A 25,425-nucleotide genomic window follows, 5' to 3' on the forward strand; every position below is an offset into this window, starting at 1 on the left:
CATTAGAAAAAAGATATGTCAGATAAAACATCAGGATATTTAGATATGGAGCTTTTGCGATTCACTACTGCTGGTAGTGTTGATGATGGTAAAAGTACTCTTATCGGTAGATTATTATACGATAGTAAAGCCATTTTCGAAGATCAAATGGAAGCTATCGAAATCAGTAGTCAAAAAAGAGGCGACGAAGAAGTTGACCTTGCTTTGTTAACAGATGGATTAAGAGCTGAACGTGAGCAGGGAATTACAATTGATGTTGCCTATAGATATTTTGCGACTCCAAAGCGTAAATTTATTATTGCTGATACTCCAGGTCATATTCAGTATACCCGAAACATGGTAACTGGAGCTTCAACTGCAAATGCTGCCTTAATTTTGGTAGATTCCAGAAATGGTGTAATCGAGCAAACTTTGCGTCACTCATACATCGCTAACCTTTTACAAATTCCACACATTATTGTTTGTATCAATAAAATGGATTTGGTTGGATACTCTGAAGAGACTTACAATAAAATCAAAGAAGATTATAAAAAAGTTGCAGAGAAATTAAATATTAAAGATGTTCGCTTTATTCCAATTTCAGCAAAATTTGGTGATAATGTGGTAGATGCATCTGAAAATATGGATTGGTACCAGGGCGCTACTTTGTTGAATTTGTTGGAAACCATCGAAATTGTAGACGATAGAAACCACGAAGATGCAAGATTCCCTGTACAATATGTAATTCGTCCTCAATCTGATGAATATCACGATTATAGAGGTTATGCAGGTCGTGTGGCAAGTGGTATCTTCCGTCCGGGTGATAAGGTAAAAGTATTGCCTTCAGGATTGGAATCAACAGTGAAGTCAATTGATACCTTTGATGGAGAAATTGAAATGGCTTTCCCACCACAGTCAGTAACCTTAAATTTAACTGATGATGTGGATATTTCGAGAGGAGATATGATTGTTGCAGCTGATAATGCACCCAAAGCAGAGCAGGAAATCGAAGCCATGATTTGCTGGATGAATGAGCGTGCAATGATGCCAAGAGGAAAGTATACAATTAAGCATACTTCTAACGAAGCTCGTTGTATGGTTCGCGACGTGAAATTTAAAGTGAACGTGAATACCCTGGAAGAGGTTACCGATGACAAGCAGGTAGGATTGAACGATATTGCATGTATCAAATTTAAATCTGCCAAACCTTTATTTGTTGACTCATATAAACAGAACAGAATTACAGGTAGCTTTATCATGATTGATGAAGGAACCAACGAAACTGTTGCTGCGGGTATGATTTTATAAGAAATCAATCATTCGATATACAAGCTGATATCCATTGGGTATCAGCTTTTTTTATGCATAAAAAAAGGCGGCCTTTTAAAAGCCACCTTAAAGAGTAGTAGTGTTATATCGATTTAAAATCTAAATCCAAATGTCATTCTTAATTGATGATTTTTGTTGTTCATCGTTACGATATCGCTTCCAGGATAAAATACATAGTCTTCGTCATATTCCCTGAACTGATATCCTAAATCGAAGAAGAAATTGTTTTGCTTAAAGCCCAAACCTCCAGAGTAGGTTTCATAACCTTCATCAATATCTCCTTTGTAAGGATCGCCAATTCTTGCATAGCCACCTCTTAAGCTAAAGTTAGGGTTAACTCTTAGTTCACCACCAATTCTCAGGTTGTGTGTTGATTGGTATGATTGAGAAATTGACCTGTTCAATTCGTTGTAATCATCATCATCAAATTCACTCTTTGAGTAATCGATCATTTCATAATCAACGCTAATTATTGCTCTTTTACCTATCAGGTAAGCTCCACTAAATATCGCTCGAAATGGTGTTTCAAGGTCGAAATTACTTTTTGCAATAAAGTCAGAATACTTTTCGTGATAAGCATTTCCATCTTCAGGAAATTCAGGCTGATCACTCATGTCGGGCGTAAACTGGGAGCTCATATAGGTATCATACCTTTCATCAAGATTGTAATAGGTTGGTGTATGTAAAGCGATTCCAAGTCGAAGATTTTTTATTGGTCTTATAATGGCACCAATTTTAAAGTTAACACCGGCACCGGTTGTTTTTAAATACTCTCTAAAAGTAAATTCTTCAAGTGCACTTTCGTTTGGAAGAATTGTTCCATCCAATCCATAAATGGTTTCAATATAGGTGGTATTTGCCTTATAATACACATCCTGAATACCAATGGATGCTCCCAAATAGAATTTATGAGAAACATTAAAACCACCTGCTATGATGTATTCTCCAATATATCCTTTTTCATCGATATATTTCATTTGATCCATTACATCATTCTCGTAAAGAGGGATCAAGTAATTGAAATTATCATCATGGTTTAATAAATAGGTGTCGTACGCTAATTGCTCTTCAAATGGATACAAGTTATCAGGATTAGTTCCATTGGACATATTTGCCCAGTAATCTAATCTCGAACCTGGCGATTCCAAGCTCATCACAAATCCTTCACGATTAAAGTTTGCCACGCGATTGTATCCAATGGCAAAGTTAAAGTTTTGGATTCCTTTTTCAGGAGCCATGCGTGGTACCATACTGGCAACGTATCCTATGTTTCCAATTGTGAAACTATACTTGTCGTTGGTCTCACCGCTATTGGATGTTTCCACCATTTCCAGCGATGGAGTAAAAGTAAATTCAGAGCTTCGGTACACCGCAATACCTGCGGGGTTAATACTTAAGCTTGAAAAATCGCCACCAAGGGCACCAAATGCACCACCCATAGACATAGAGCGGGCCGTTCCACTATAATCATGCTTTGAAAAACGTAAGGCATCATCAATGGTTTGAGCACTTAAGCTTCCAGATAATAGTAGAAGAATGAATATATAATAAATGCGTTTCATATCTAAAGATTTTAATGAAGCTAGTAGGATTAGCAAAATACAATATAGAATTGTCTGTAAATTAAATTTTATAGAAGTATCAAGAGGAGTTTGGAGGACTTCTCCTCTTGATTATCTTTTATCTTCGTGCACCGCTGTTTCCACCGCCACCTGAGCTTGATCCTGATGATGATCCACCACCACTACCACCAGAGCTAAAGCTACCTGATGATCTTGAGCTGCTACCGCTGGATCTGAAACTTCCAGATGATCTTGAACTACTGCCACTGGATCTGAAGCTACCTGAAGATCTCGAGCTACTGCCACTTGATCTAAAACTTCCTGACGATCTGGATGAACGGCTACTTCCTGATCTAAACGAGCTTCCCGAGGATGATCTTGAACTACCTGATCGGAATGAACTGTTCGATCTCGATCGAGTTGAGTTACTATTGAATTTCGATCTCGAAGATGAAGAAGAACTTGATCTGTACAATGGTTTCGATCCTGATGAGTTACTTCTTACTTTTGAGTAAGATGATCTGATGCCTGTATTACCAGAGACTCCTGAGTTTCTTCTAGATGAATTATTTGTTGAGTTATAAGAAGGTCTGGTAGCCGACCTGGTTTTGTTATAACTTGGTGAATTGACTCTTCGTGAGTTATTATTATAATTTGAATTTACCGATCTTCTGGTATTCGAATATGCACTTCTGTTTTGGTTATACCTGTTTTGCGAACCATATCGTGTTCTTGTTGCAGGAGATCCATCAACACTTCTTCTTGTAGAAGAATATGAACTTCTTGTTGGATTTGTACCTGTATAAGATCTTCTGGTGCTTGAACTGTAACGAGCAGCAGCTCTGCTTCTTCTGGTATCAGTACTTGTAGCTGAAGATACTCTTCTTGAAGTTCTGTTATCAGATGATATTGCTTTGGAATTAGACGAGCTGCGTCTTGACGAAATTGCACTTGCATTGCTTCGTGCACTCGACCTTCTGCTTAAATCAGAATTGCCTACATTTCCAGCTTTATAACCAGATGCTCTTCTTGTTCCTCTGTAACTAGGTACGCCATAAGGTCCATCGTAATGACCAGCATAATAATGATGGTGATGGTGGCCATAGTAATGTCCGTAAGGATAATATCCCCAGTGGTGACCATGGTGATAAGCATAGGGATGATTCCATCCAAAATGAACATCCCAGTACCAAGGGTCCCAACCAAAGCCAATGCTCCAACTTGGGAAATGATATCCATAGTAGTCATATGGGTATCTGTATGTCCAGTAATTTCCGTATCTAATTGTTGAGTAATTGAAGCCAGAGTAATATCGGTAATTGAAACTCGAAGGTGTCCACCATACTTTGTCACCGTCAATGTACACATTCCAATCGGAGTCGCCGGCCAGCCACATAGCTAAGCTATATCCACTACCGTCGTAGTATCCAAATCCACGAGGATACATTTCTCTCAAACGTTTGGCTTCTTCCAGATCACTTTCATTGCCCGTAAATCCGCCATAGTAATAACCAGTTTCTTCAGCTTGATAAACAAGTGTATCAATACTACCAATGGAATCATTTGCAAGAATTGCAGAATATTGCTTTTGAATCTCCGCAAAATCGCGATCATCGGCAGGAGCAATGCTGGTTTTCGTTTCTGGTGTTATTTTTGTTTTGTCTTCTTGAGCAGGAGCAAGTGGGTTGTCTTTTTTGACAGTCACTGTCTTGCTTTCAGCTTTTTGCACAATTAAAGGTGCATCGCTGGGATCATAATAAATATCGTCATCGTAGAGGGAAGCTCCCATATACGAAGGCGAACATCCTGTTGCAAACAGGGCAGAAATTAATAGAATTTTGAAATAGGTTTTCATCGTATGTCCTCCAATAATGAATTTCTAAGATAATTTTATACTTTTGTAAGGAATTTAATTCAGCCTAAAAGTAGCAAATACTATACCAAAACTATATTTAATGGCAAAAGTTTTAACGAGCAGAAGCGAAAATTATTCGCAGTGGTATAATGATCTGGTTATGAAAGCAGATCTGGCAGAGAATTCTGCTGTAAGAGGATGTATGATTATTAAGCCTTATGGGTATGCAATTTGGGAGAATATGCAAGCGGAATTGGACAAAATGTTCAAGGATACCGGGCATCAAAATGCATATTTTCCATTGCTAATTCCGAAATCATTCTTGAGTAAAGAAGCAGATCACGTAGAAGGGTTTGCAAAAGAATGTGCAGTTGTAACCCACTACCGTCTGAAAAATGACCCCAATGGGAAAGGTGTAGTTGTTGATCCAAATGCTCAATTAGAAGAAGAATTAATTATTCGACCTACGTCAGAAACGATTATCTGGAATACATATAGAAACTGGATTCAATCCTACAGAGATCTTCCAATTCTTTGCAATCAGTGGGCGAACGTAATGCGTTGGGAAATGCGTACGCGTTTGTTCTTGCGTACGGCTGAGTTCTTGTGGCAAGAAGGGCATACTGCTCATGCAACAAAAGAAGAAGCATTGCAGGAAACTGAACAAATGATTAATGTATACGGTGATTTTGCAGAAAACTTTATGGCTGTTCCTGTTTTAAAAGGTCATAAAACAGAATCGGAAAGATTTGCGGGTGCATTGGATACCTACTGTATTGAAGCCTTAATGCAGGATGGAAAAGCACTGCAGGCCGGAACTTCTCACTTTTTGGGACAGAACTTTGCAAAAGCATTTGATGTAAAGTTTGCTAATAAAGAAGGAAAAGAAGATTACGTTTGGGCTACTTCCTGGGGTGTATCTACTCGATTAATGGGTGCATTAATAATGGCACATTCTGATGATAACGGTTTGGTATTGCCTCCAAAATTGGCTCCAATCCAGGTCGTTATTGTACCGATTTACCGAAAAGCAGAAGAATTGGAAAAAATTGCTGCTAAAATCGATCCTATCGTTGCCAAATTGAAAACAATGGGTATTTCCGTTAAATTTGATGATAGCGATAACCGCAAACCAGGATGGAAATTTGCAGAGTACGAATTAAAGGGTGTTCCAGTGCGTTTGGCCATTGGTAACCGCGATTTGGAAAATGGAACCATCGAATTGGCGCGTCGTGATAACCTGACTAAAGAAACTCTTCCTATTGATGGAATTGAAGAGGTAATTGAGAAGTTATTGGAAGAAATTCAAAACAATATTTTCCAGAAAGCACTTGATTTCAGAGCTGAAAAAACAACAAAAGTAGATTCGTATGACGAATTTAAAGACTTGTTGGAAACCAAAACAGGATTTTTCCTGGCACACTGGGATGGTACAGCAGAAACCGAAGAGCAAATTAAAAATGAGACCAAAGCTACCATTCGTTGTATTCCTTTCGATGCAGAAGAGGAAGAAGGTGTATGTATGGTAACAGGAAAACCTTCTAAACGAAGAGTTGTTTTTGCAAAAGCTTACTAGGAGAGTTCACAAAACAATCATAATAGAAACAGTCATCGAAATATCGGTGACTGTTTTTTTGTATATTTAGGGATTACCTAAAACAACGATACAATGAACATTTTGAACACTAAAACTGCGATTTTAAATACAATTCGAGAAAAGGCAACACTAAAACAACAAGTATATCAGAATACAAAAGAGATTTTTGAAGATTTAAGAGATGTATTGGAAGGTTTGGTTTTGGAATACAATGAGGAACTAAAAGATGCCGACGAGAAAGTCCAATTGGAATACGAAGATCGCGGAGAGTTCGAATTTCAAATTAAAGTGGCTTCAGATATTTTGGTTTTTAGTTTACACACCAATGTTTTCCAGTTTAACAGAGATCATAATGTTTGGGAGCAAAACTATGTAAGAATCAATCCCGATAATGCATATTCCGGAATCATCAACATTTACAACTTTTTATACGACTCATTTAAATACACCCGATACGATGACTTAGGCTACCTGGTAGCACGTATCTTTATCAATCGCGAAAAGCATTATATCGTTGAAGGAAAAAGGCAAATGGGCTTACTACAAACCGATTTGTCGGCCAGTAAAGCAACCAAAGAAAGCCTGAGAACAATTGTTGAAACTGCTATCAATTACTCTTTAAATTTCGATTTGCTGGTTCCTCCATACGATAATGTAAAAATCATGTCTGTGGCCCAGATTTTCGAGAAAATTCAAAATGCCAGAATACAAACTGGAAAGCGTTTGGGTTTTCAATTTAAATCAGACGACGTATAAGACACTTATAAATGAAGATTTAAATTGACTCTTTTTGCAATCAATTTATTAATATTGTAAGCGCTTCAAATTTTTGAAGCGTTTTTATTTTACCTATCGGTAAACGTAAACTATTAACAACAAGCAATAATGAGTACTGTAGTAGATAAATTTTTAAAATACGTAAAGTTCGATACTGAATCGGATACTGAAACAGGTCTTACCCCAAGTACACCAGGACAAATGGTTTTGGCAAAGGAATTGGCAAAAGAATTGGAAGAAATTGGATTGGAAAATGTAAGCCTTGATGAAAATGGATATGTGATGGGAGTGCTTCCTTCGAATCTCGATAAGGAAGTTCCGAAAGTAGGTTTTGTAGCTCATATGGATACCAGCCCTGATTTTTCGGGCAAAAATGTAACACCTCAAATCGTGGAAAATTACGATGGCTCTGATATTGTCCTTAACAAAGGTGAGGACATTGTAATGAAGGTTGCCGATTTTCCTGAACTAAGCAATTATAAAGGCCAGACTTTGATTACTACAGATGGAACAACTCTATTAGGTGCTGATGATAAAGCAGGAGTGGCCGAAATTATAACGGCAGTAGAGTTTTTGGCTAAGAATCCAGAAATTAAGCACGGAGCTGTTCATGTTGGTTTTACTCCCGATGAGGAAATCGGAAAAGGAGCAGATTTCTTCGACGTGAAAAAGTTTGGTGCCGATTTCGCATATACGCTGGATGGTGGAGAGATTGGAGAATTGCAATATGAGAACTTTAATGCCGCTTATGCCAAAATTACCTTTAAAGGCCGTAATGTTCATCCGGGAATGGCAAAGGATAAAATGATTAACTCGATGACTATTGCCAATGAGTTTGCAGCAAGGCTACCAAAGGATGAAGTGCCGGAAAAAACTGAAGGCTACCAAGGTTTCTATCACTTAATAGCAATGAATGGAGGCGTGGAGAGTAGTTCGCTTCAGTATATCATTCGCGATTTTGATATGACAAATTATGAAGCTCGTAAGAAATTCATTGAAGATTTGTGTGCAGAGTATAATGCCAAATACGGCGAGGGAAGTGTTAAGCTTGAAATGACTAACCAATACTATAATATGCGCGAAAAGGTAGAGCCTGTAAAGTATATTGTAGATATTGCTGAAGAGGCAATGAAAGAGGTGGGTGTGTCTCCAATGGTAATTCCAATTCGTGGAGGTACCGACGGCAGCCGATTGTCTTATATGGGCTTACCTTGTCCTAATATTTTTGCAGGCGGACACAATTTCCACGGTCGTTTCGAATATGTACCAGTACAGTCGATGGAAAAAGCAGTGGATGTAATTTTGAAAATTGTAGACCTGATTGCAAAGCGATAATCCGATTCGAGAAATAGAGTAAGAAGGCAGCTAAACAGCTGCCTTTTTTGTTCTCCATGAGCTTAAACTTGCAAAATAAGGTGTGCAACTACCCAGAGTTCGTTCTTATAAACCGAACAGTCATAGATGTTTATAACAATTCATTTGTGAATATTCCGTAACTTTAATAGATGTGATTTGAAGAGCTATCAAATTCCAACGGCCTCTCACCTGTGTCGATATAATTTTCTGAATTGATACAGAGCTAATATCCCGATTGAAACAACCTTTAAATATATTGAATTATGGATGTAAAAGCTTATGCAGCCTTTGAGGCTGGAGCTAAACTGGAAGAATATCATTACGAACTTCCTGCCTTGGAAGATGAACAGGTTGATATTAAAGTGGAATATTGTGGCATTTGTCACTCCGATTTAAGTATGCTAAATAATGAGTGGGGAATGACCCAATATCCTTTTGTTCCCGGACATGAAATTGTTGGCGAAGTGATTGCCAAAGGAAAGGCAGTTCGTCATTTAAATGTGGGCGATAAAGTAGGATTAGGATGGATGTCAGGTTCCTGTATGCATTGTCATGAGTGTATGGATGGAAGCCATCATCTTTGTTCCACACTAGAACAAACTATTGTTGGAAGACATGGCGGATTTGCCGATCATGTAAGAGCACATTGGTCCTGGGCAATTCCAATTCCGGCTCATATGGATATTAGTAAAGTTGGGCCTCTGCTTTGTGGCGGGATTACCGTATTTAATCCAATTGTTTTATCAGGTGTTAAACCAACCGATAAGGTGGGTGTAATTGGTATTGGAGGATTGGGACACATGGCCTTAAAATTCCTGAAATTTTGGGGCTGCGAAGTATTTGCATTCAGCTCTAATCCTTCAAAAAAAGATAAAATTTTGGAAATGGGCGCAAGCAAGGTAATCAATTCTCGCAATCCAGATGATTTGGAGAGTATCAAAGGTAAGCTGGATTTTATCCTCAATACAACCAATGTAACACTCGATTGGGATTCATATCTTTCCACCCTGGCTCCAAAAGGCAAGCTTCATACAGTTGGAGCGGTATTGGAGCCAATGCAAATTCCGGCTTTTAGTTTAATTATGGGAGAAAAATCGGTAGGAGGTAGTCCTCTTGGTAGCCCTGCATTAACCAGAACAATGCTCGATTTTTGTGTGCGACATGAAATTTATCCTACGGTAGAAGAGTTTCCAATGTCAGAGGTTAATCAGGCACTTCAACACCTTGAAGAAGGAAAGGCAAGATACAGGATCGTTCTAAAAAATTAGAACGTTTCTTAGATCAATAAAAGGCAGCCTTAGGGTTGTCTTTCTTTTTTATATTCAGCTATTTAATTTCTTGTTCCAATAGCTTACCACCTCGGTACATTGCAATTAATACCGGGTGAATTTCATGGCCCAAATCACTTAAACTGTATTCGACCTTAGGTGGTACTTCCGGATATATTTTCTTCTCGATAAAACCAGATTCCTCCAGTTCTTTCAGATTTTTACTCAGCATTCGATCGCTTACATCGGGAATCAATTTTACCAGTTCGGAATAACGTTTGGTACCTTGTTTAAGATGCAATATAATGGTAGCCTTACGTTTTCCTTTTACGTAATTGATAAATGTATCGATGGGACAAACTCCTTTTTCCAAAACTTTAAATTTTTTATTGCCTGATAATCAATAAATCAGAACAAAATGTTAGTATGCGATCTAATTGTAAGTTCTTGATTTGTAGATTAAATGCACGTATTTTTGTTGCAAGATAAGAATAAAAAAAAAGATCAGATATGAATAAGGAATTTAAAGCACTTAGAATAAGTGAAGAGAATGGAGAGTATATCCGCAAAATTGAGAATAGAAAGATAAGCGATTTGCCGGAGGGAGAAGTCTTGGTTCGTGTAAAATATTCATCACTGAACTATAAAGATGCACTTTCTGTATCAGGAAATAAGGGAGTAACCCGCAAGTATCCTCATACACCTGGAATTGATGCAGCTGGTATTGTAGAAGCATCAACAAGTGAAAAATTTAAACAAGGCGATGAGGTAATTGTAACAAGTTACGATCTGGGAATGAACACCGATGGAGGTTTTGCCGAATACATCCGTGTTCCGGAATCATGGGTTGTGATCTTACCAAAAGAATTGAGCTTTCGTGATGCTATGATTTATGGAACAGCTGGTTTTACTGCTGCACTTTCTGTGTACAAGTTATTGGCATCGGGGCAAACACCAGAAATGGGACCAGTAGTGGTAACAGGTGCGCTAGGAGGTGTAGGTAGCATTGCCATTAGTATTTTATCATCCTTAGGTTTCGAAGTAATTGCAGCAACTTTCGAATCAACAGGTGACGAGGATGTGCTTCATGAGCTTGGTGCAAGTACCAGAATTTCAAAAGAAGTTACCGATGATCAGTCGGGTAGACCATTGTTGCGCCCTCAGTGGGCAGGAGCCATTGATGTAATTGGTGGGAATACCTTACATACTTTGCTAAAGGCATGTAAACCTCTGGGCACAGTAACTTGTTGTGGAAATGTTGGTTCTGGCGATTTACCAATGAGCGTTTATCCTTTCATTTTAAATGGAATTAGCCTGGTTGGTATCGATTCTCAAAATTGTCCAATGCATTTGAGACAAAAAGTATGGGATAGACTGGCAGCAGAATGGAATGTTTACAAACAAAAAGATCAGGTAATTGAATCTTCATTAGAAGATTTGGATACTTATATTGACCTTATGCTTCAAAAGAAAAGTAAAGGTAGAGTCATCGTGAAATTGTAATTTCTAAAGCAGATTGAATCGGTTAAGGCAGCTATGTGGCTGCCTTTTTTTATGGATATAATTAAGATTTAGTATAAAAGGGCAGTTTTTAGATCTAAATAAAGTTTATTTTTGATTAGAATCATCAGGCTGATATGTAAACAACTGGCCAGAACAGAAAAACAACCCCTACTAATGATGAAAAAACTATCGAACTTATTGCTTGTGTTTTCAATTCTTTTTGTCGCTTGCACCAATGAAAAGAAGGTAATCGTAAATTGTTTGAATCCTGCAATTGAATATTCGGGAAGAATAGATACTACAAGTACTAACTGTGCCAGGCTATTTTGGTCGGGGAGTTCGATTAAAATTAATTTTGAGGGAGAGTCGATAAAGGCAAAGCTAAAAGATGATAAAGGAGATAATTATTACAATGTAATTATTGATGAAGATAGCATTGTATTATTGAGGCCAGACACTATTGTTAAATATCATTTGCTGGCAGAAAATTTGCCCAAAGGAAAGCATACAATCGAGATTTTTAAAAGAACAGAATGGGATAGAGGAACAAGCAGTTTTTATGGATTTGAAATTGGTGGAAACGCGAAAATCTTGCCAAAATCTGAAAAGCAAAAGAGGAAGATTGAGTTCTATGGGAATTCAATTACAGCAGGTTATGCAGTTGAAGATACATCGGGAGCCGATTCTCCTGATAGCACATTTACAAATCATTACCTGAGCTATGCAGCTCTAACAGCCCGACATTTCGATGCAAAACACCATTGCATTTGCAAGAGTGGTATTGGCATCACCATTAGTTGGTTTCCATTCGAAATGCCTGATATTTATGACCGCTTAAATCCGGCCGAAGCAGAAAGTAAGTGGGATTTTTCTCTTTATTCTCCCAATTTGCTTGTAGTTAATTTATTTCAGAATGATTCGTGGTTGGTTAACAGACCGAAAAGAGCTGAGTTTAAGACAAATTTTGGCAGTAAGCCACCAAGCCAGGAGTTTCTGATCAATGCCTATCAACAATTTATATCTCAATTAAGAAGTCATTATCCTGATGCGCAAATAATTTGCATGCTTGGCAATATGGATGCTACCCAAATAGGATCGAAATGGCCAGAATATATCAAAGATGCAGTAGCTGGCTTAAAGGATGAAAGGATTTTTACGCACTTTGTTCCATACAAAGAAACAGCCGGTCATCCATCTGTAAGCGAGCAGGAAGTTATGGCAGAAAGCTTGATTCGATTTATCGATGAAAATATAAAATGGTAAATTAGGTAACAAAAATATAAGGTGATGAAATACATCCTTCTCTTTCTATTATCGGTAACAATTTTCTCCTGCTCAAAATCAAATATGCATGAGCTTGATTTTCTTAGCGGAACCTGGCAGATTGAAGGAAAACAACAGTTTGAAAAATGGGAGAAGAAAGCTGATGGATTGCTTGGAACAGGCTATAAAATAGAGGATGGAAAGGAAAAACTGTTGGAAACTCTTGCCATTACATATGAGAAAGGCCATTGGATTTATCATGCAACAGTTGCTAATCAGAATCAGGGTGCAACAATCTCATTTTATCTAAATACAAATGTTTCAGAAGTTTATTCTTTCGAAAATACCGAGCACGATTTTCCCAAGAAGATACAGTATCAGATAGTTGATTCTAATAGGTTAAAAGTGAATGTTTTGGGTGAAGGTGAAAAAGGCTTTACTTTCCTTCTAAATCGGGTAGAAAAGGAAAATCCTTAATTATTTAATATACACTTCATTTTTCAAGCTTAAAATTCATCTATTTTAATAGCAGAAAGCAAATCAATACATCTTTTGTTTAAATTTGCGACATGCGAAAAAAGCTTACATTTCATATTGCCAATACAAGCAGGTTCAAAGAGCAGCTTCTATTCTGGAGCAAAAAGTTTCAGTATGTTAGTATTCTTGATAGTCATGAAGTAAACCAGAAAGAAAATTCAAAAGCAGAATACAATACATATGAGTTGCTTGCTGGAATTGATGCGCTTCAAATTATTGAACCTAAGCAGGATTTTTTCTATTACTTAAGCGAAGGAATAGATCAGGCGAAAGATTGGTGGTTTGGATACCTGGCTTACGATCTGAAGAATGAAATTGAAGAGTTAAAATCTGAGAACCAGGATGGCCTGGAATTTCCAGAAATGAATTTTTTTCGCCCACGTTGGGTTTTCATCCTAGATGTTGATACCCTTATCATTCACTATTTCGATGAGGAATTTAGCGAGGAAGAAATATACAGACTGGCCAATGAGATTCAAAACCTGGAGGTAAAAAATGAAGCATCTTTAGCTGTAAATGAGATTAATTCAAGAATCACTCGCAATGAATATATCGATTCAGTAAATCAGCTAAAAGATCATATTCGTAGAGGCGATATTTATGAAGTGAACTTTTGCCAGGAATTTTATGCCGAAGATTGCTATATCAAACCTCGTGGAACCTACCAAAAATTAACCGAAGTTTCGCCAACTCCTTATTCCGGTTTTTACCAAATGGGAGAGCAATTTTTACTTTCTGCCAGTCCTGAACGATTCATCAAAAAAGTGGGCAAGAAAATCATTTCGCAGCCCATTAAAGGAACTGCCAGGCGTGGTGCCAACGAAGAAGAGGACAAGCAGATTAAACACCATTTGTTCAACGATCCGAAGGAAAGAGCTGAAAATATCATGATTGTTGATTTGGTTCGAAATGATCTTTCGAGAACAGCAGATAAGGGATCGGTTATCGTAGAAGAATTGTGTGGCATTTACACTTTCCCGCAAGTACATCAAATGATATCAACTGTCGTTTCAGAATTGCGCGAAGATATTCATTTTATAGAAGCCATTCGCCAATGTTTCCCGATGGGATCGATGACTGGGGCTCCAAAAGTTCGAGCCATGAAACTTATCGAAAAGTATGAGTCGACAAAAAGAGGGCTTTTTTCCGGTGCTGTTGGATACATTACGCCCGAAGGCGATTTTGATTTTAATGTTGTGATTCGTAGCATACTTTATAACGCCAGAAATCATTATCTTTCGTTTATGGTTGGTGGCGCAATTACCATGCAGGCCGAAGCAGAAAAGGAGTACGAAGAGTGCATGCTAAAAGCAAAAGCCATTATGAGGGTCTTAAAAGATGAATAAACGAATTGGAATTTATTCATTACTAATTATTCATTACTAATTATTCATTACTAATTATTCAATACTATTGTGTTTCGTAAGTTAGTTCGATTTGTTGAAGAGGAGGATCTGTTTTATCGCGACGAAAGAATTTTGGTTGCAGTAAGCGGTGGTGTAGACTCGGTTGTACTTCTTCATTTACTTCTAAAAATGGAAGTGAATTGTGCCATTTCACATTGTAATTTTCACTTACGAGGCGAAGAATCTAATGGCGATTTTGAATTTGTAAAGCAATTGGCTCAGTCTTATTCAATCCCATTTTTTTCAAAAGATTTTGATACCAAAGCTTACGCTGATCAGAATAAGATTTCGATTGAAATGGCAGCTCGAGAACTGAGGTACGAATGGTTCAATCAAATTTGTGAACAGGAAAACTATCAATACATTGCCGTTGGGCACCATGCCGATGATGTGGCAGAAACAGTACTGATAAACCTACTTAGAGGTACAGGAATTCACGGTTTAACGGGAATTAAATCGAAACTTGGAAAAGTAATTCGTCCACTTTTGCCTTTTAGTCGTAAAGAGCTATTGGCGTATGCCGAGCTTGAACAGATTGAATACCGTGAAGATTCAAGCAATATCGAAACCGATTTTGTTCGCAATAAAATTCGTCACCAGGTAATTCCTGTGCTTGAAGAAATCAATCCTTCCATTCGAAAAACCATGAGTGAGAATGTGCAGCGTTTTAAAGAAGTGGAACGGATCTATAACGATGTGATTGATGAAAACCGACTCCATTTAATTTTTAAAAGAGAAGATCAGTTTTTGATTTCTATTGCCAGGCTAAAAGAATTGCCATCTCCTTCGTCGCATTTGTTCGAAATTCTATCTCCTTACGGATTTCACCATAGAGATGTAAGAATGATCACAAAATCATTGGACTCCATATCCGGGAAACGTTTTTTTTCGTCAACACATCAATTGCTAAGAGATCGAAAATACCTGATTCTTTCAGAATTGAGCGAGAGTGATTGCAAAGAGTATTTGCTGGAGGAAAAAATGGGTTTAATTGAATTTCCAATAGAAATGGAGGCTTCTACTTATAGTAAAGAAGCTGATTTTACATTCCCTTCCAATACTAAGATTGCCTGTTTGGACTACGACAAACTGCATTTTCCCTTAAAAGTAAGAAGGTGGCAAAAAGGTGACAGCTTTCGACCCATAGGAATGAAAGGAAGTAAAAAGGTTTCCGATTTCTTTATCGATCAAAAATTCTCTTTGCAGGATAAAGAAAATGCATGGTTGTTACTTTCAGGAGATCAGATTGTATGGGTGCTTGGACACCGATTGGATGATCGTTTTAAAATTACCGATGCAACTCGCAAAATTTATCGCCTGGAGCTAAAATAGCCTAATGGTTATTGTAATTCTTTTAAAGAAAATCCACACCGATACATCAGAAAAGTGATGATTTTGAAAATCATTGTTTTGTTATCAACAGCTTATATTTTAAAATGCCCCTGATTTTTATAAATTAGTCGGAGTTTTAAAGAACAAACCATTAACAACTCAAAACATGATAAAACTGAAAGAATGCTTGGTAATTTTATTGCTAAGTCTAATTCCTTTTGTCGGATTTTCCCAATCCCATGAGCTAAAAAAGGAGCTGAAAGATTTACAAAACTACAATGAGAATCTGGATCATAGAATGGATCGTCTTGAAAAGATGGTTGATGATTTAATTTGGTTCGAAAGAGTAGGAGATGTAGCTCATATCGATAAATTGTACATCTATGGACCTCCAAAATGGAAAGAAAAGAATCCAACAGCCAAAGGAGCAGGTAACCCAGTAAAATTTTGGACCTATGCCTTCTTTCCAAAAAATATCGATGTAAATAAAAAATACCCATTAATAGTTTTGCCTCATGGTGGTGTACATGGCGATTTTACCACCTACTATACTCATATTGTACGTGAATTAATTGCCCAGGAGTATATTGTTGTAGCAGCCGAATATCGAGGAAGCACTGGTTATGGTAAAGGTCATTACGAAAAGATTGATTACGGTGGACTAGAAAATGAAGATGTTTATGCAAGCCGCAATTACATGATCGAAAACTACGATTTTGTGGATGAGAACAGAGTAGGGATCATGGGATGGAGCCATGGTGGAATGATTACCCTATTCAATTTATTTAATCATCCGAAAGATTATAAAGTTGGATATGCAGGAGTTCCGGTGAGCGATTTGGTTGCCCGTATGGGATATATGACTCAATCGTACCGCGATTTGTACTCGGCAGATTACCATATCGGAAAAACTGCTAATGACAACCTGGCTGAATATCGCCGTCGTTCACCAGCCTGGAATACTCATAAATTCCAGAATACACCATTGTTAATTCACACCAATACCAACGACGATGACGTAAATGTTTTGGAAGTGGAGCATTTAATTAAATCGCTTAAAGCGGATGGGAAAAAGTTTGAATATGAAATTTTCCAGGCCGTACCTGGCGGTCATTCTTTCGATAGAATGGATACCAAAAAAGCTAAAGAAGTAAGGGTGAAAATTTATCAGTTTTTGAGTAAACAGTTAAAACCCAATAACCCAATAAACAGTTTGAAAGACATACAGAAAGCAGGATATCGCTTTTAAGAATGATAAAAAAGAGCCTGATCGTTTCGGTCAGGCTCTTTTTTATTTTGGAAAGTTAGGATACTGGTTCGAGGCTTAAACACTCTTCCAGATTTTTTAGAAGTGCCTTTTTTACTTTACGCGGTTTTTCGGCACTAATTTCTTTAAGTGCATCGAAAGCCAAATTTCCAATTTCGTACAATCCCACCGGATTTTTATCGAAATTATAACTTCCAATTACATACTGCAATTTTGCTTTTACTTCATCGTAAGCAGCATTTCCCGGTTTGTTAAGGCAAATTAGTGCTTCCTGGCAAACATCTCTTAGTTTTTCATTTTGTTCGGTCATAGTTAAAGAATTAGAATTAAACGTTAACTAAATTTACAAAATGAAGACGATTTGTGAATTAACAGTATGTTAGAAAATTGTTTATTATTTATGGATGTGCTGTTTTTCCGTATCGCAATTGTTTTCGCTTTGTATCTCAATGGTTTGCGTTATCGAGAATGCTTTTCTACTTATTGGTTTTTTCCTGATTAGCAATTGCGGTACTTATCGTGCAAACCAATTCCGCTTTTAATCATGGGAACAATTTTCTCCAATCGTTTTATTTTTGTGGCCTCTCTTTTGGCTTCGGCAATGTGAAGTATGTACTCTTTTTGCTTGTATGGACTTAATGATTTGAAGCTGTCATTCAGTGCTAAATCACCCTTCAGTTTTTCTGTTAATAGTTCAGGAATTTCCAAGTCATTTCTCTTGTTAACTTTTACTTGTTTTCCAGCTTTTTGATTTTCAATAGCCTCGTTTAAGTAGGTGAGAAGCATTTTTTCATCGATTTCGTTGATAGAGGCAAACCTAAGCTGTCGCATAGCCTGTGTTTTGCCTTCCTGTGCATTGTGTAGTTTTTTGACAGGATCTGATAAGAGTGCACCATTGAAAAACCAGATTCCTACATAGCTCTTAAAAGCTCCAATTCCCACCACATTTTTATTAGCGATTGTGTATGTTGGAGCACCCCATTTTATGCATTCTACTAATTCGGTCTTCTGTAAAATTGATCGCAGTAGAACAAGTTCTTTGATCCACTCTGTTTTACTGTCAATATATTCGTCAACTGTTGTTGCTTTTTTCATACCTTTCTCGTTTTATTGGAAGTTTAAAATACAAAAAAAGCACAACCTTAAGGTCATGCTTTTTTATAGTTCTAGTGCTGTATACTCAAAGTTCCAAAAATGTAAAACTTAAGTTAAACATTTTAGAAAATGATAAATGCCTGTGGTACCATACAATTTGTTTATCACTTCTTTTTACTACGGAGTAAAACTTCTTTTCTTAAAAAGGCATTGCCTTTTCTAAGCATCGCATTAGATTCTTTCAAAAAAGAAAGTTCAGGTTGTAAACGACCAAGTTTTCTAGACAGCTCCATTGCCATTTCATGAATATGATCATATAAATCGTTAAACTCGAATTCATTTACTGGCAATCTCATTTGGCGTTTGCCAGTAAGTAGCCATGTTGGATCTATATGAGGATAGACAGTTATAATTCTTGTAAGAATTGAGCCTTTTACTTCTCTATTCTCTTTAATCGTCTTGCTTAGATTACCTTGTTTTACACCAATAGTCCTTTCAAATTGTCTGATACTTACCCTCTCGGTTTCAATTATTTCTTTTATTCGTTCGGGTATAGACATTTAAATTTTCTATAAAGGAATATTTCCGTGCTTTTTAGGCGGATTTTGTTCACTCTTGTTTGCACACATTTCCAATGCCTGTATCAACTTATATCTACTCTCTTTAGGTTGAATAACTTCGTCGATATAACCCAGTTCTGCAGCTTTATAAGGGTGTGCGAACTTGTCGCGATAATCTTCGATTGCATCGGCACGTTCCGATTCGGTTAAACCTTTGTGCATAATGTTTACGGCACCTTCGGCTCCCATAACAGCAATTTCTCCTGTAGGATATGAATAATTAATATCGGCACCAATATGCTTGGAGGCCATTACATCGTATGCACCACCGTAGGCTTTCCTTGTAATCAGTGTAATTTTAGGTACCGTTGCTTCTGCAAAGGCATAAAGCAGTTTTGCACCATGCTTAATAATTCCACCATATTCCTGGGCAGTACCCGGAAGGAAGCCCGGAACATCCACGAAAGTGATTAAAGGAATATTAAATGCATCGCAGAAGCGCACAAAGCGAGCTGCTTTTGTTGAGCTGTTAATATCTAAAACACCTGCCATGTTTGCCGGATTGTTAGCAACAATTCCAACTGGTTTTCCGGCTAATCGGGCAAAGCCAATTGTTATATTTTGTGCATAAAGTGGCATTACCTCAAAAAAGTTGTGATCATCAACAACCGTTTCAATAATATCTTTGATATCGTATGGTTTGTTCGGATCAGCCGGAACAATACTTTGTAGTTTTTCATCCTCGCGGTGGATGTTATCGGTACAAGGTTTTACCGGAGGATCTTCCATATTATTGGATGGAAGGAAACTGATCAACTCACGCAACATCATCATTGCTTGTTCATCGTTATCGGCAGTAAAGTGAGCCACGCCACTTTTCGAGTTGTGAGTTAAAGCGCCACCAAGTTCTTCCTTGGTCACCTCTTCGTGAGTTACCGTTTTAATTACATCGGGTCCGGTTACAAACATGTAGCTCGTATCTTTTACCATCATAATAAAATCGGTTAGTGCAGGTGAATATACAGCACCACCGGCACAAGGTCCCATAATGGCCGAAATTTGCGGAATTACACCCGAACCTCTAACATTTTGATAGAAAATATCGGCGTATCCGGCCAAACTTTGAACACCTTCCTGAATTCTAGCTCCTCCTGAATCATTTAAACCAATAATTGGAGCGCCCATTTTCATGGCCAATTTGGTGATTTTTACAATTTTATCGGCATTGGCTCTACTCAAAGATCCTCCAAATACAGTAAAATCCTGAGCAAAAACATAAACCAGTCTGCTGTCTATTTTTCCATAACCGCAAACTACACCATCGCCAAGTATTTTGTTCTTCTCCATACCAAAATCTGTGGAACGGTGAGTTACCATTTTATCAACCTCAACAAATGTTTCGGGATCTAAAAGGTCGTTAATTCTTTCACGTGCTGTTTTTTTTCCAGCGGCATGATGCTTGTCTATACGAGCTTGTCCGCCTCCTTCTTCAGCAGTTTTATTTAATTCTTCGAATTTTTTGATTTTATCTTCTAATGTCAACATGCTTTCTTGTGATTATTAATTCATAACTCAATTAATCAATAAAAATTAAAGGTTGATTTCCATCAATGGTATCATCTTCATTAACAAATATCTCTTTAATTACACCATCTTTCATGGCTTTGTATTCACTCTCCATTTTCATTGCTGAAACAATGATTACGGTTTCTCCTTTGCTTACTTCCTGTCCAATCTCAACCGGAATTTTAACCACTTTTCCTGGCATTGGTGAAGAAATGGTACTTTCCGAAGCTTCCAGATTTCCTTCATTTCTGGCTTGTAAATACTTGGTTTCAGCATCAATAATTTCGGCCTCGTAGGAATGGTAAAAGGTATTGACCATATATTTTTTAGGAGTGCCATTTTCAATTAATTCCACATTAAAAGAACGGCCTTTGTACATCACAGAGTAAACTCCGTTTTCAACCTGTTGCATGTCTAAGTCGTACTCTCTGTCGTCGACTATTATTTTTACATGATTGCCATCTTCGGTAAGAAGTTCAACATTGGCAATTCTGTCGTCTAATTTTATTTCTAGTGCCATAATTAATTTCTTTAGTCTTTTTAATTTTCACTTGATCGATACACACTTCTGCGTCGTCCAAAATCTTTCCACCTGCTGGAAGCTGCAGCCGATTGATCGACTTGTACATTCTTCAATTTGTGATGGTAATCTAAAAAGGCTGTAACTATGGCTAGATCTTCGAATTGTTGCTTGGCTTCATCATCAGCCAACAAAAATTCTTCGTTATTCTGAATAAAGTGGGTGTCGTAGGTTCCTTCTCTAAACTCTCGGCAGTCCATAATTCTTTCGAGGAACTTAATGGAGGTTTTTACACCGGTAATTTTGTACTCATACAATGCTCGTCGCATTCTTTCAATGGCTTCTTCCCGTGTTCTTGCCCAAATAATCAGTTTTGAGATCATTGGGTCGTAGTGAATCGGGATTTCGTAGCCTTCATAAACATATCCGTCTGTTCTTACTCCCAATCCCATTGGTTCGGTAATATGGGTAATTAAACCCGGGCTTGGCATAAAGTTATTGTCGGTATCTTCTGCATAAATTCTGCATTCGATTGCGTGTCCAAACTGAAAGACATCCTCTTGTTTGATATTTAACTCCTTTCCTTCTGCAATCAGAATTTGTTGCTTAACAAGATCATAACCTGTTGTTCTTTCGGTAATTGGATGCTCTACCTGTAGCCTGGTATTCATTTCCAGGAAATAGAAGTTATGGTCGTTATCTGCTAAAAACTCGATGGTTCCGGCGCCATAGTAATTTACTGCTTTTGCTGCAGCCACTGCGGCATCACCCATTTTTGCTCTAAATTCTGGTGTCATTAATGGAGAAGGGGTTTCTTCTACCACTTTCTGATGGCGACGTTGAACCGAACATTCACGTTCACAAAGGTGAATTACATTTCCATGCTGATCGCCCAGAATTTGAAACTCGATATGATGAGGGGAGGAGATGTATTTTTCTACATAAACCGAATCATCGCCAAAGGCCGATCTTGCCTCCGATTTAGCAGCGCGAAGTGCACTCAGGATATTTTCTTCCTTATCAACCATTCGCATTCCTTTTCCGCCTCCACCGGCAGATGCTTTAATCATTACTGGTAATCCAATTTCTCGGATAACTTGGAGGGCATTATCATCATCATCAAGATTTTCTTTTGTACCTGGAACAACGGGAACACCTCCATCTATCATCGTTTGGCGTGCGGTAATTTTATCACCCATTGTGGATATCACCTCGGGGGTAGGTCCAATAAAAATGATGCCTTCTTCCTTACATCTTCTGGAAAATTCTGCATTTTCACTAAGGAATCCATAGCCTGGATGGATGGCATCCGATTTGGATTGTTTGGCTACTTCAATAATCTTATCAATGTTAAGGTAGCTTTCTGCTGAGGCGGCTGGTCCGATATGATAAGCCTGGTCGGCATATCTAACATGCATTGATGTTCTATCAACATCGGAATACACCGCAACAGATTTAATTCCTAACTCTCTGCACGATCGCATTACGCGCAGAGCAATTTCTCCTCGATTCGCAACGAGGACTTTTGAAATCTTCGTAATCATAGTTTTGGTTAATTGTTAATTGGGCTTATAAAAGCCTTGTTTTAAGTCAATTATTTACCATTAGATTAGGAATAGTTTCCCAAAAAAAAGATAACGCACAGCATAAATATGTTGTGCAACATATCAAAAGTAATTAAAAAATCGAAGTTTCCAAGTAATTAAATATAAACATGTGTCGATGCGATTTGACATAAAAACATGACAAATGTCATGCTGTAGGCGCTGTTTTTACTAGGGATTCAAATTCTTATTTTGAATTATTTTATGAATAATTTATGGGATGATAAAAATTGCTCCACACCTTATAAGTGTCAAAAAATCAAGAAGATAAAATTTGTCTTTTTTCAGTGTGAAAATTTTTAATCGTCAAGCCTTGTTTTCAGTTCAAAACCTAAACTTTCAATTTCTTTTTTGATTTGCGATAAGTTAATTGAGCGACCAACCAAACGCAATATTTTCTGTTCAAGGTTAACTTCGGCAATATCAATATTTTGAATTGCGCTCATGTGTTTTTCAACACTATTCTTACAATGGTTGCATTTCATGCCAATTACTTTGACAAAAACTTCCTCTTTTTGTGGAATTGTATGATCAGATTGAAGTTGTTTTTTCGAAGAAATGTATTTCTGAATGTATCCATTTACAATTAAGAGGGAAAGGCTAATGCTGCTTCCCCATTTTAGCCACTTGGGCAGTTCCCAATGTCCTTCGTGTCCCGACATATGATGATGCAATCCTACAAAAGAAAACCATTCCCGTGGCAGGAAATGATCAATGATTAATCCAAAAACGATTGCCCCACTAATAATTGTCAGTAAATAGGCCCACATGGTCTTTTTGCCCAATACTTTGTTCAGCACCGTTATTGTTGCTGCATTGGTAGCAGGTCCGGCCATTAAGAAAACAAGTGCCGCACCAGGCGATAAGCCTTTCATCATTAATACTGCAGCAACAGGAACCGAGGCAGTTGCGCAGATATAAAGTGGGATGGAAGCAATGAGAATTACCAGCATTCCTATAAAATCATTGCCAATAAAGCTTGCAAAGAAATCATCAGGAATTAGCACTGAAATGAACGCAGCAAGTAACAATCCAATAATTAACCACTTCGAAATGTCTTGAAGAAATTCGACAAATGCATATTGAAATAGTGTATAGAATTTCGACCTTTTGGGTTTAGCTTCTTTCGAATGTGAATCGCAACCGCAATCACTTTTTTCACCTGAGCAACATGTGTCAACCGAAGCAATATCATTTTTCGTTGGTTCCGAATCATCCACTTTGTTGGTTAATACACCACCAACAAATCCTGTAAAGAGTGCTATGATTGGTCTGATAATGGCAAATGGTAAGCCTAATAAAGAGTAGGTAACCAGTATGGAATCAACTCCTGTTTGTGGTGTGGATATCAGGAAGGAAACCGATGAGCCTTTAGTAGCACCACTCTTATAAAATGAGATACCTGTAGGTATAACGCCACAAGAACAAAGCGGTAAGGGAATTCCTATTAAGGATGCATTTAATACCGATTTACTGTTTTTCTGACCTAAGTACTTATCGATAAAACGTTGAGGAAATGCAACTTTTAATACGCCTGCAAAGAAAAATCCAAGCATTAAATAGGGAGACATTTCATTTAAGATTTCCACAAAGTCTAATATGAATTGATTTAAATATTCCATTTACATTCTTCGAATTATGAAAGTGAATAAGCGTTCACTTCCTGATACTATTTGAGAGTAAAGTTATTAAAATACTTTATGCTTAAAACAGGTGTAATGAATAAAAAGACTTGTGTGTCTGAAAATACCAACATGTAGGTATTTCCTTTTATTAAGACTGAATCTATTTTTTGTCGCAGATAATAACACTAACGATTATCAGATTAAAACCTAAGAAAAAACAAAATGAAAAAAGTATTACTACTAGTAGCGATCTGTTTTGCATTTGGAACTGTAAATGCCCAGGATCAGAAAGAACCACAAAGTATTGGATCAACTATTTTAGAGAAGATTAAGAGTGAGAAGTTGAGCATTGGTGGTTACGGAGAGGTTCATTACAATCAGCAGATTAGCGGGAATGAGCGTTATAATGGTAAAATGGATGTTCACCGTATGGTAATGTTCTTTGGATACCAGTTCAACGAAAAAACTTCATTCGTAACAGAGATTGAGTATGAGCACGTGAAAGAATTATACGTAGAGCAAGCATTCTTAAACTACAATATTAAACCAAACACTGCAATTCGAGGTGGTTTAATGTTGGTACCAATGGGTATTGTAAATGAATACCACGAACCAACTACTTTTAATGGAGTTGAGCGTCCGAGTGTTGACAAATACATTGTTCCAACTACCTGGAGAGAAATTGGGGTTGGTATTAATGGTAGATTGGCAAATGCTCCTTTAAAATACCAATTGTACATCATGAACGGATTTAACGGTTTCGATGGAAGCGGAAAATTAAGAGGGTCAGATGGTTTAAGAAAAGGTCGTCAGAAAGGTGCTGAGTCTACTTTTACTTCTCCTTCATTGTCTGCAAAAGTAGATTACTACGGAATTAAAGGTTTAAACCTTGGTTTATCAGGTTATTTCGGAAAAACTCAATCATCAGAATTTAATGGTTTAGATAAGGATGATGACTTTGCTGAGGCAGTTGCGGATTCAACTCGTGTTGGAATTAGCATGTTAGGTCTTGATTTCCGTTACAAGGCAGATGCTTTACAATTGCGAGGTCAGTACATTCATTCTTACATTAGCGATGTAAAAGAATACAACGACAAAACTGGCAAAGACCTGGGTAAGCAAATGCGTGGTTACTATGTTGAGGCTGGTTACAATTTGCTACACGGAAAAGAGCAGGCTTTGGTTCCATTCGTACGTTACGAAAACTATAATACTCACCACAAAGTTGATGGTATTGCAGCAAATAAAGCTTACGATCGTGAAGACTGGTTTTTTGGATTGAGCTATCATCTGGCAAAAGGTGCTGTTGTGAAGGTAGATTACCAGAGATTTAAAGATGGTAATGACTTGAAAAAGAACTTTATTAATGCTGGTGTAGGCGTTTGGTTCTAATAGCATAATTACTAAAAATATTGTACTGCAAA

22 protein-coding genes are annotated in these 25,425 nt (G+C 37.5%); 12 read left to right on the forward strand and 10 right to left on the reverse strand.

Features of this window, described 5'->3' with window-relative positions; all coding sequences use genetic code 11:
• The first annotated feature begins 15 nt into the window (after positions 1–15).
• Positions 16–1,287, forward strand: a complete 1,272-nt coding sequence (gene cysN, locus ELS83_RS17100) for a sulfate adenylyltransferase subunit CysN (RefSeq protein WP_171596762.1) — start codon at positions 16–18, stop codon at positions 1,285–1,287.
• Between the two features lie 113 nt (positions 1,288–1,400).
• Here the strand turns inward: cysN and ELS83_RS17105 are convergent, their stop codons facing one another.
• Both ELS83_RS17105 and ELS83_RS17110 read right to left on the reverse strand, forming a co-directional pair.
• Positions 1,401–2,870, reverse strand: a complete 1,470-nt coding sequence (locus ELS83_RS17105; RefSeq protein WP_171596763.1) for an OmpP1/FadL family transporter — start codon at positions 2,868–2,870, stop codon at positions 1,401–1,403.
• Positions 2,871–2,988: 118 nt separating this feature from the next.
• Entirely contained in the window at positions 2,989–4,725 is a 1,737-nt protein-coding gene (locus ELS83_RS17110) for a hypothetical protein (protein WP_171596764.1), read from the reverse strand.
• A 100-nt stretch (positions 4,726–4,825) separates the two neighbouring features.
• On the opposite strand from ELS83_RS17110, the gene proS reads away from it, so the two are divergent.
• The 4 genes from proS (at position 4,826) to ahr (ending at position 9,723) form a co-directional block, all read left to right on the forward strand.
• Positions 4,826–6,301: a proline--tRNA ligase gene (proS, locus tag ELS83_RS17115; RefSeq protein ID WP_171596765.1), complete on the forward strand. Its 1,476-nt coding sequence runs from the start codon at positions 4,826–4,828 to the stop codon at positions 6,299–6,301.
• A gap of 93 nt (positions 6,302–6,394) precedes the next feature.
• Entirely contained in the window at positions 6,395–7,078 is a 684-nt protein-coding gene (locus tag ELS83_RS17120; RefSeq protein WP_171596766.1) for a hypothetical protein, read from the forward strand.
• A gap of 129 nt (positions 7,079–7,207) precedes the next feature.
• Entirely contained in the window at positions 7,208–8,434 is a 1,227-nt protein-coding gene (gene pepT, locus ELS83_RS17125) for a peptidase T (protein WP_171596767.1), read from the forward strand.
• Between the two features lie 284 nt (positions 8,435–8,718).
• Positions 8,719–9,723: an NADPH-dependent aldehyde reductase Ahr gene (gene ahr / locus ELS83_RS17130; protein ID WP_216616642.1), complete on the forward strand. Its 1,005-nt coding sequence runs from the start codon at positions 8,719–8,721 to the stop codon at positions 9,721–9,723.
• 58 nt (positions 9,724–9,781) lie between these two features.
• On the opposite strand, the gene ELS83_RS17135 is transcribed toward ahr, so the two are convergent.
• Positions 9,782–10,096, reverse strand: coding sequence for a winged helix-turn-helix transcriptional regulator (locus ELS83_RS17135; protein WP_171596768.1), 315 nt, complete (start codon positions 10,094–10,096; stop codon positions 9,782–9,784).
• Between the two features lie 137 nt (positions 10,097–10,233).
• Between ELS83_RS17135 and ELS83_RS17140 the strand changes: the two genes are divergently transcribed.
• The 6 genes from ELS83_RS17140 to ELS83_RS17165 all read left to right on the forward strand — a co-directional run bounded on the left by ELS83_RS17140 (position 10,234) and on the right by ELS83_RS17165 (position 17,013).
• Positions 10,234–11,226, forward strand: a complete 993-nt coding sequence (locus ELS83_RS17140; protein WP_171596769.1) for a YhdH/YhfP family quinone oxidoreductase — start codon at positions 10,234–10,236, stop codon at positions 11,224–11,226.
• 174 nt (positions 11,227–11,400) lie between these two features.
• Positions 11,401–12,489 carry an SGNH/GDSL hydrolase family protein gene (locus ELS83_RS17145; RefSeq protein ID WP_216616643.1) on the forward strand — a complete coding sequence of 363 codons (1,089 nt, stop codon included), beginning with the start codon at positions 11,401–11,403 and terminating at the stop codon, positions 12,487–12,489.
• 24 nt (positions 12,490–12,513) lie between these two features.
• Positions 12,514–12,966, forward strand: coding sequence for a DUF6265 family protein (locus ELS83_RS17150; protein ID WP_171596770.1), 453 nt, complete (start codon positions 12,514–12,516; stop codon positions 12,964–12,966).
• A 92-nt stretch (positions 12,967–13,058) separates the two neighbouring features.
• Positions 13,059–14,372, forward strand: a complete 1,314-nt coding sequence (gene pabB / locus ELS83_RS17155; protein WP_171596771.1) for an aminodeoxychorismate synthase component I — start codon at positions 13,059–13,061, stop codon at positions 14,370–14,372.
• Positions 14,373–14,441: 69 nt separating this feature from the next.
• The gene (gene tilS, locus ELS83_RS17160) at positions 14,442–15,764 is read left to right on the forward strand and encodes a tRNA lysidine(34) synthetase TilS (protein ID WP_171596772.1); all 1,323 of its coding nucleotides are present in this window, start codon (positions 14,442–14,444) and stop codon (positions 15,762–15,764) included.
• 166 nt (positions 15,765–15,930) lie between these two features.
• Positions 15,931–17,013, forward strand: a complete 1,083-nt coding sequence (locus ELS83_RS17165; protein WP_171596773.1) for an alpha/beta hydrolase family protein — start codon at positions 15,931–15,933, stop codon at positions 17,011–17,013.
• A 55-nt stretch (positions 17,014–17,068) separates the two neighbouring features.
• On the opposite strand, the gene ELS83_RS17170 is transcribed toward ELS83_RS17165, so the two are convergent.
• The 7 genes from ELS83_RS17170 to ELS83_RS17200 all read right to left on the reverse strand — a co-directional run bounded on the left by ELS83_RS17170 (position 17,069) and on the right by ELS83_RS17200 (position 23,998).
• Positions 17,069–17,341 (reverse strand): hypothetical protein, encoded by a 273-nt coding sequence (locus tag ELS83_RS17170; RefSeq protein WP_171596774.1) that lies wholly within the window; start codon positions 17,339–17,341, stop codon positions 17,069–17,071.
• A gap of 188 nt (positions 17,342–17,529) precedes the next feature.
• Positions 17,530–18,126 carry a YdeI/OmpD-associated family protein gene (locus ELS83_RS17175; RefSeq protein WP_171596775.1) on the reverse strand — a complete coding sequence of 199 codons (597 nt, stop codon included), beginning with the start codon at positions 18,124–18,126 and terminating at the stop codon, positions 17,530–17,532.
• Between the two features lie 164 nt (positions 18,127–18,290).
• A complete protein-coding gene (locus tag ELS83_RS17180; protein WP_171596776.1) occupies positions 18,291–18,686 on the reverse strand; it encodes a hypothetical protein in 396 nt (131 codons plus the stop codon).
• 9 nt (positions 18,687–18,695) lie between these two features.
• A complete protein-coding gene (locus ELS83_RS17185; protein ID WP_216616644.1) occupies positions 18,696–20,231 on the reverse strand; it encodes an acyl-CoA carboxylase subunit beta in 1,536 nt (511 codons plus the stop codon).
• Positions 20,232–20,262: 31 nt separating this feature from the next.
• Positions 20,263–20,772 (reverse strand): biotin/lipoyl-containing protein, encoded by a 510-nt coding sequence (locus tag ELS83_RS17190; protein WP_171596777.1) that lies wholly within the window; start codon positions 20,770–20,772, stop codon positions 20,263–20,265.
• A 20-nt stretch (positions 20,773–20,792) separates the two neighbouring features.
• Positions 20,793–22,316: an acetyl-CoA carboxylase biotin carboxylase subunit gene (gene accC / locus ELS83_RS17195; RefSeq protein ID WP_171596778.1), complete on the reverse strand. Its 1,524-nt coding sequence runs from the start codon at positions 22,314–22,316 to the stop codon at positions 20,793–20,795.
• A gap of 359 nt (positions 22,317–22,675) precedes the next feature.
• The gene (locus ELS83_RS17200; RefSeq protein WP_171596779.1) at positions 22,676–23,998 is read right to left on the reverse strand and encodes an SO_0444 family Cu/Zn efflux transporter; all 1,323 of its coding nucleotides are present in this window, start codon (positions 23,996–23,998) and stop codon (positions 22,676–22,678) included.
• Positions 23,999–24,223: 225 nt separating this feature from the next.
• Here ELS83_RS17200 and ELS83_RS17205 point away from each other — a divergent pair, with 225 nt between their 5' ends.
• On the forward strand, positions 24,224–25,393 hold the full coding sequence (locus ELS83_RS17205) for a porin family protein (RefSeq protein WP_171596780.1): 1,170 nt from the start codon (positions 24,224–24,226) through the stop codon (positions 25,391–25,393).
• The last annotated feature ends 32 nt before the right edge of the window (positions 25,394–25,425 follow it).

Source organism: Marinifilum caeruleilacunae (assembly GCF_013141825.1).
Lineage (GTDB): Bacteria > Bacteroidota > Bacteroidia > Bacteroidales > Marinifilaceae > Marinifilum > Marinifilum caeruleilacunae.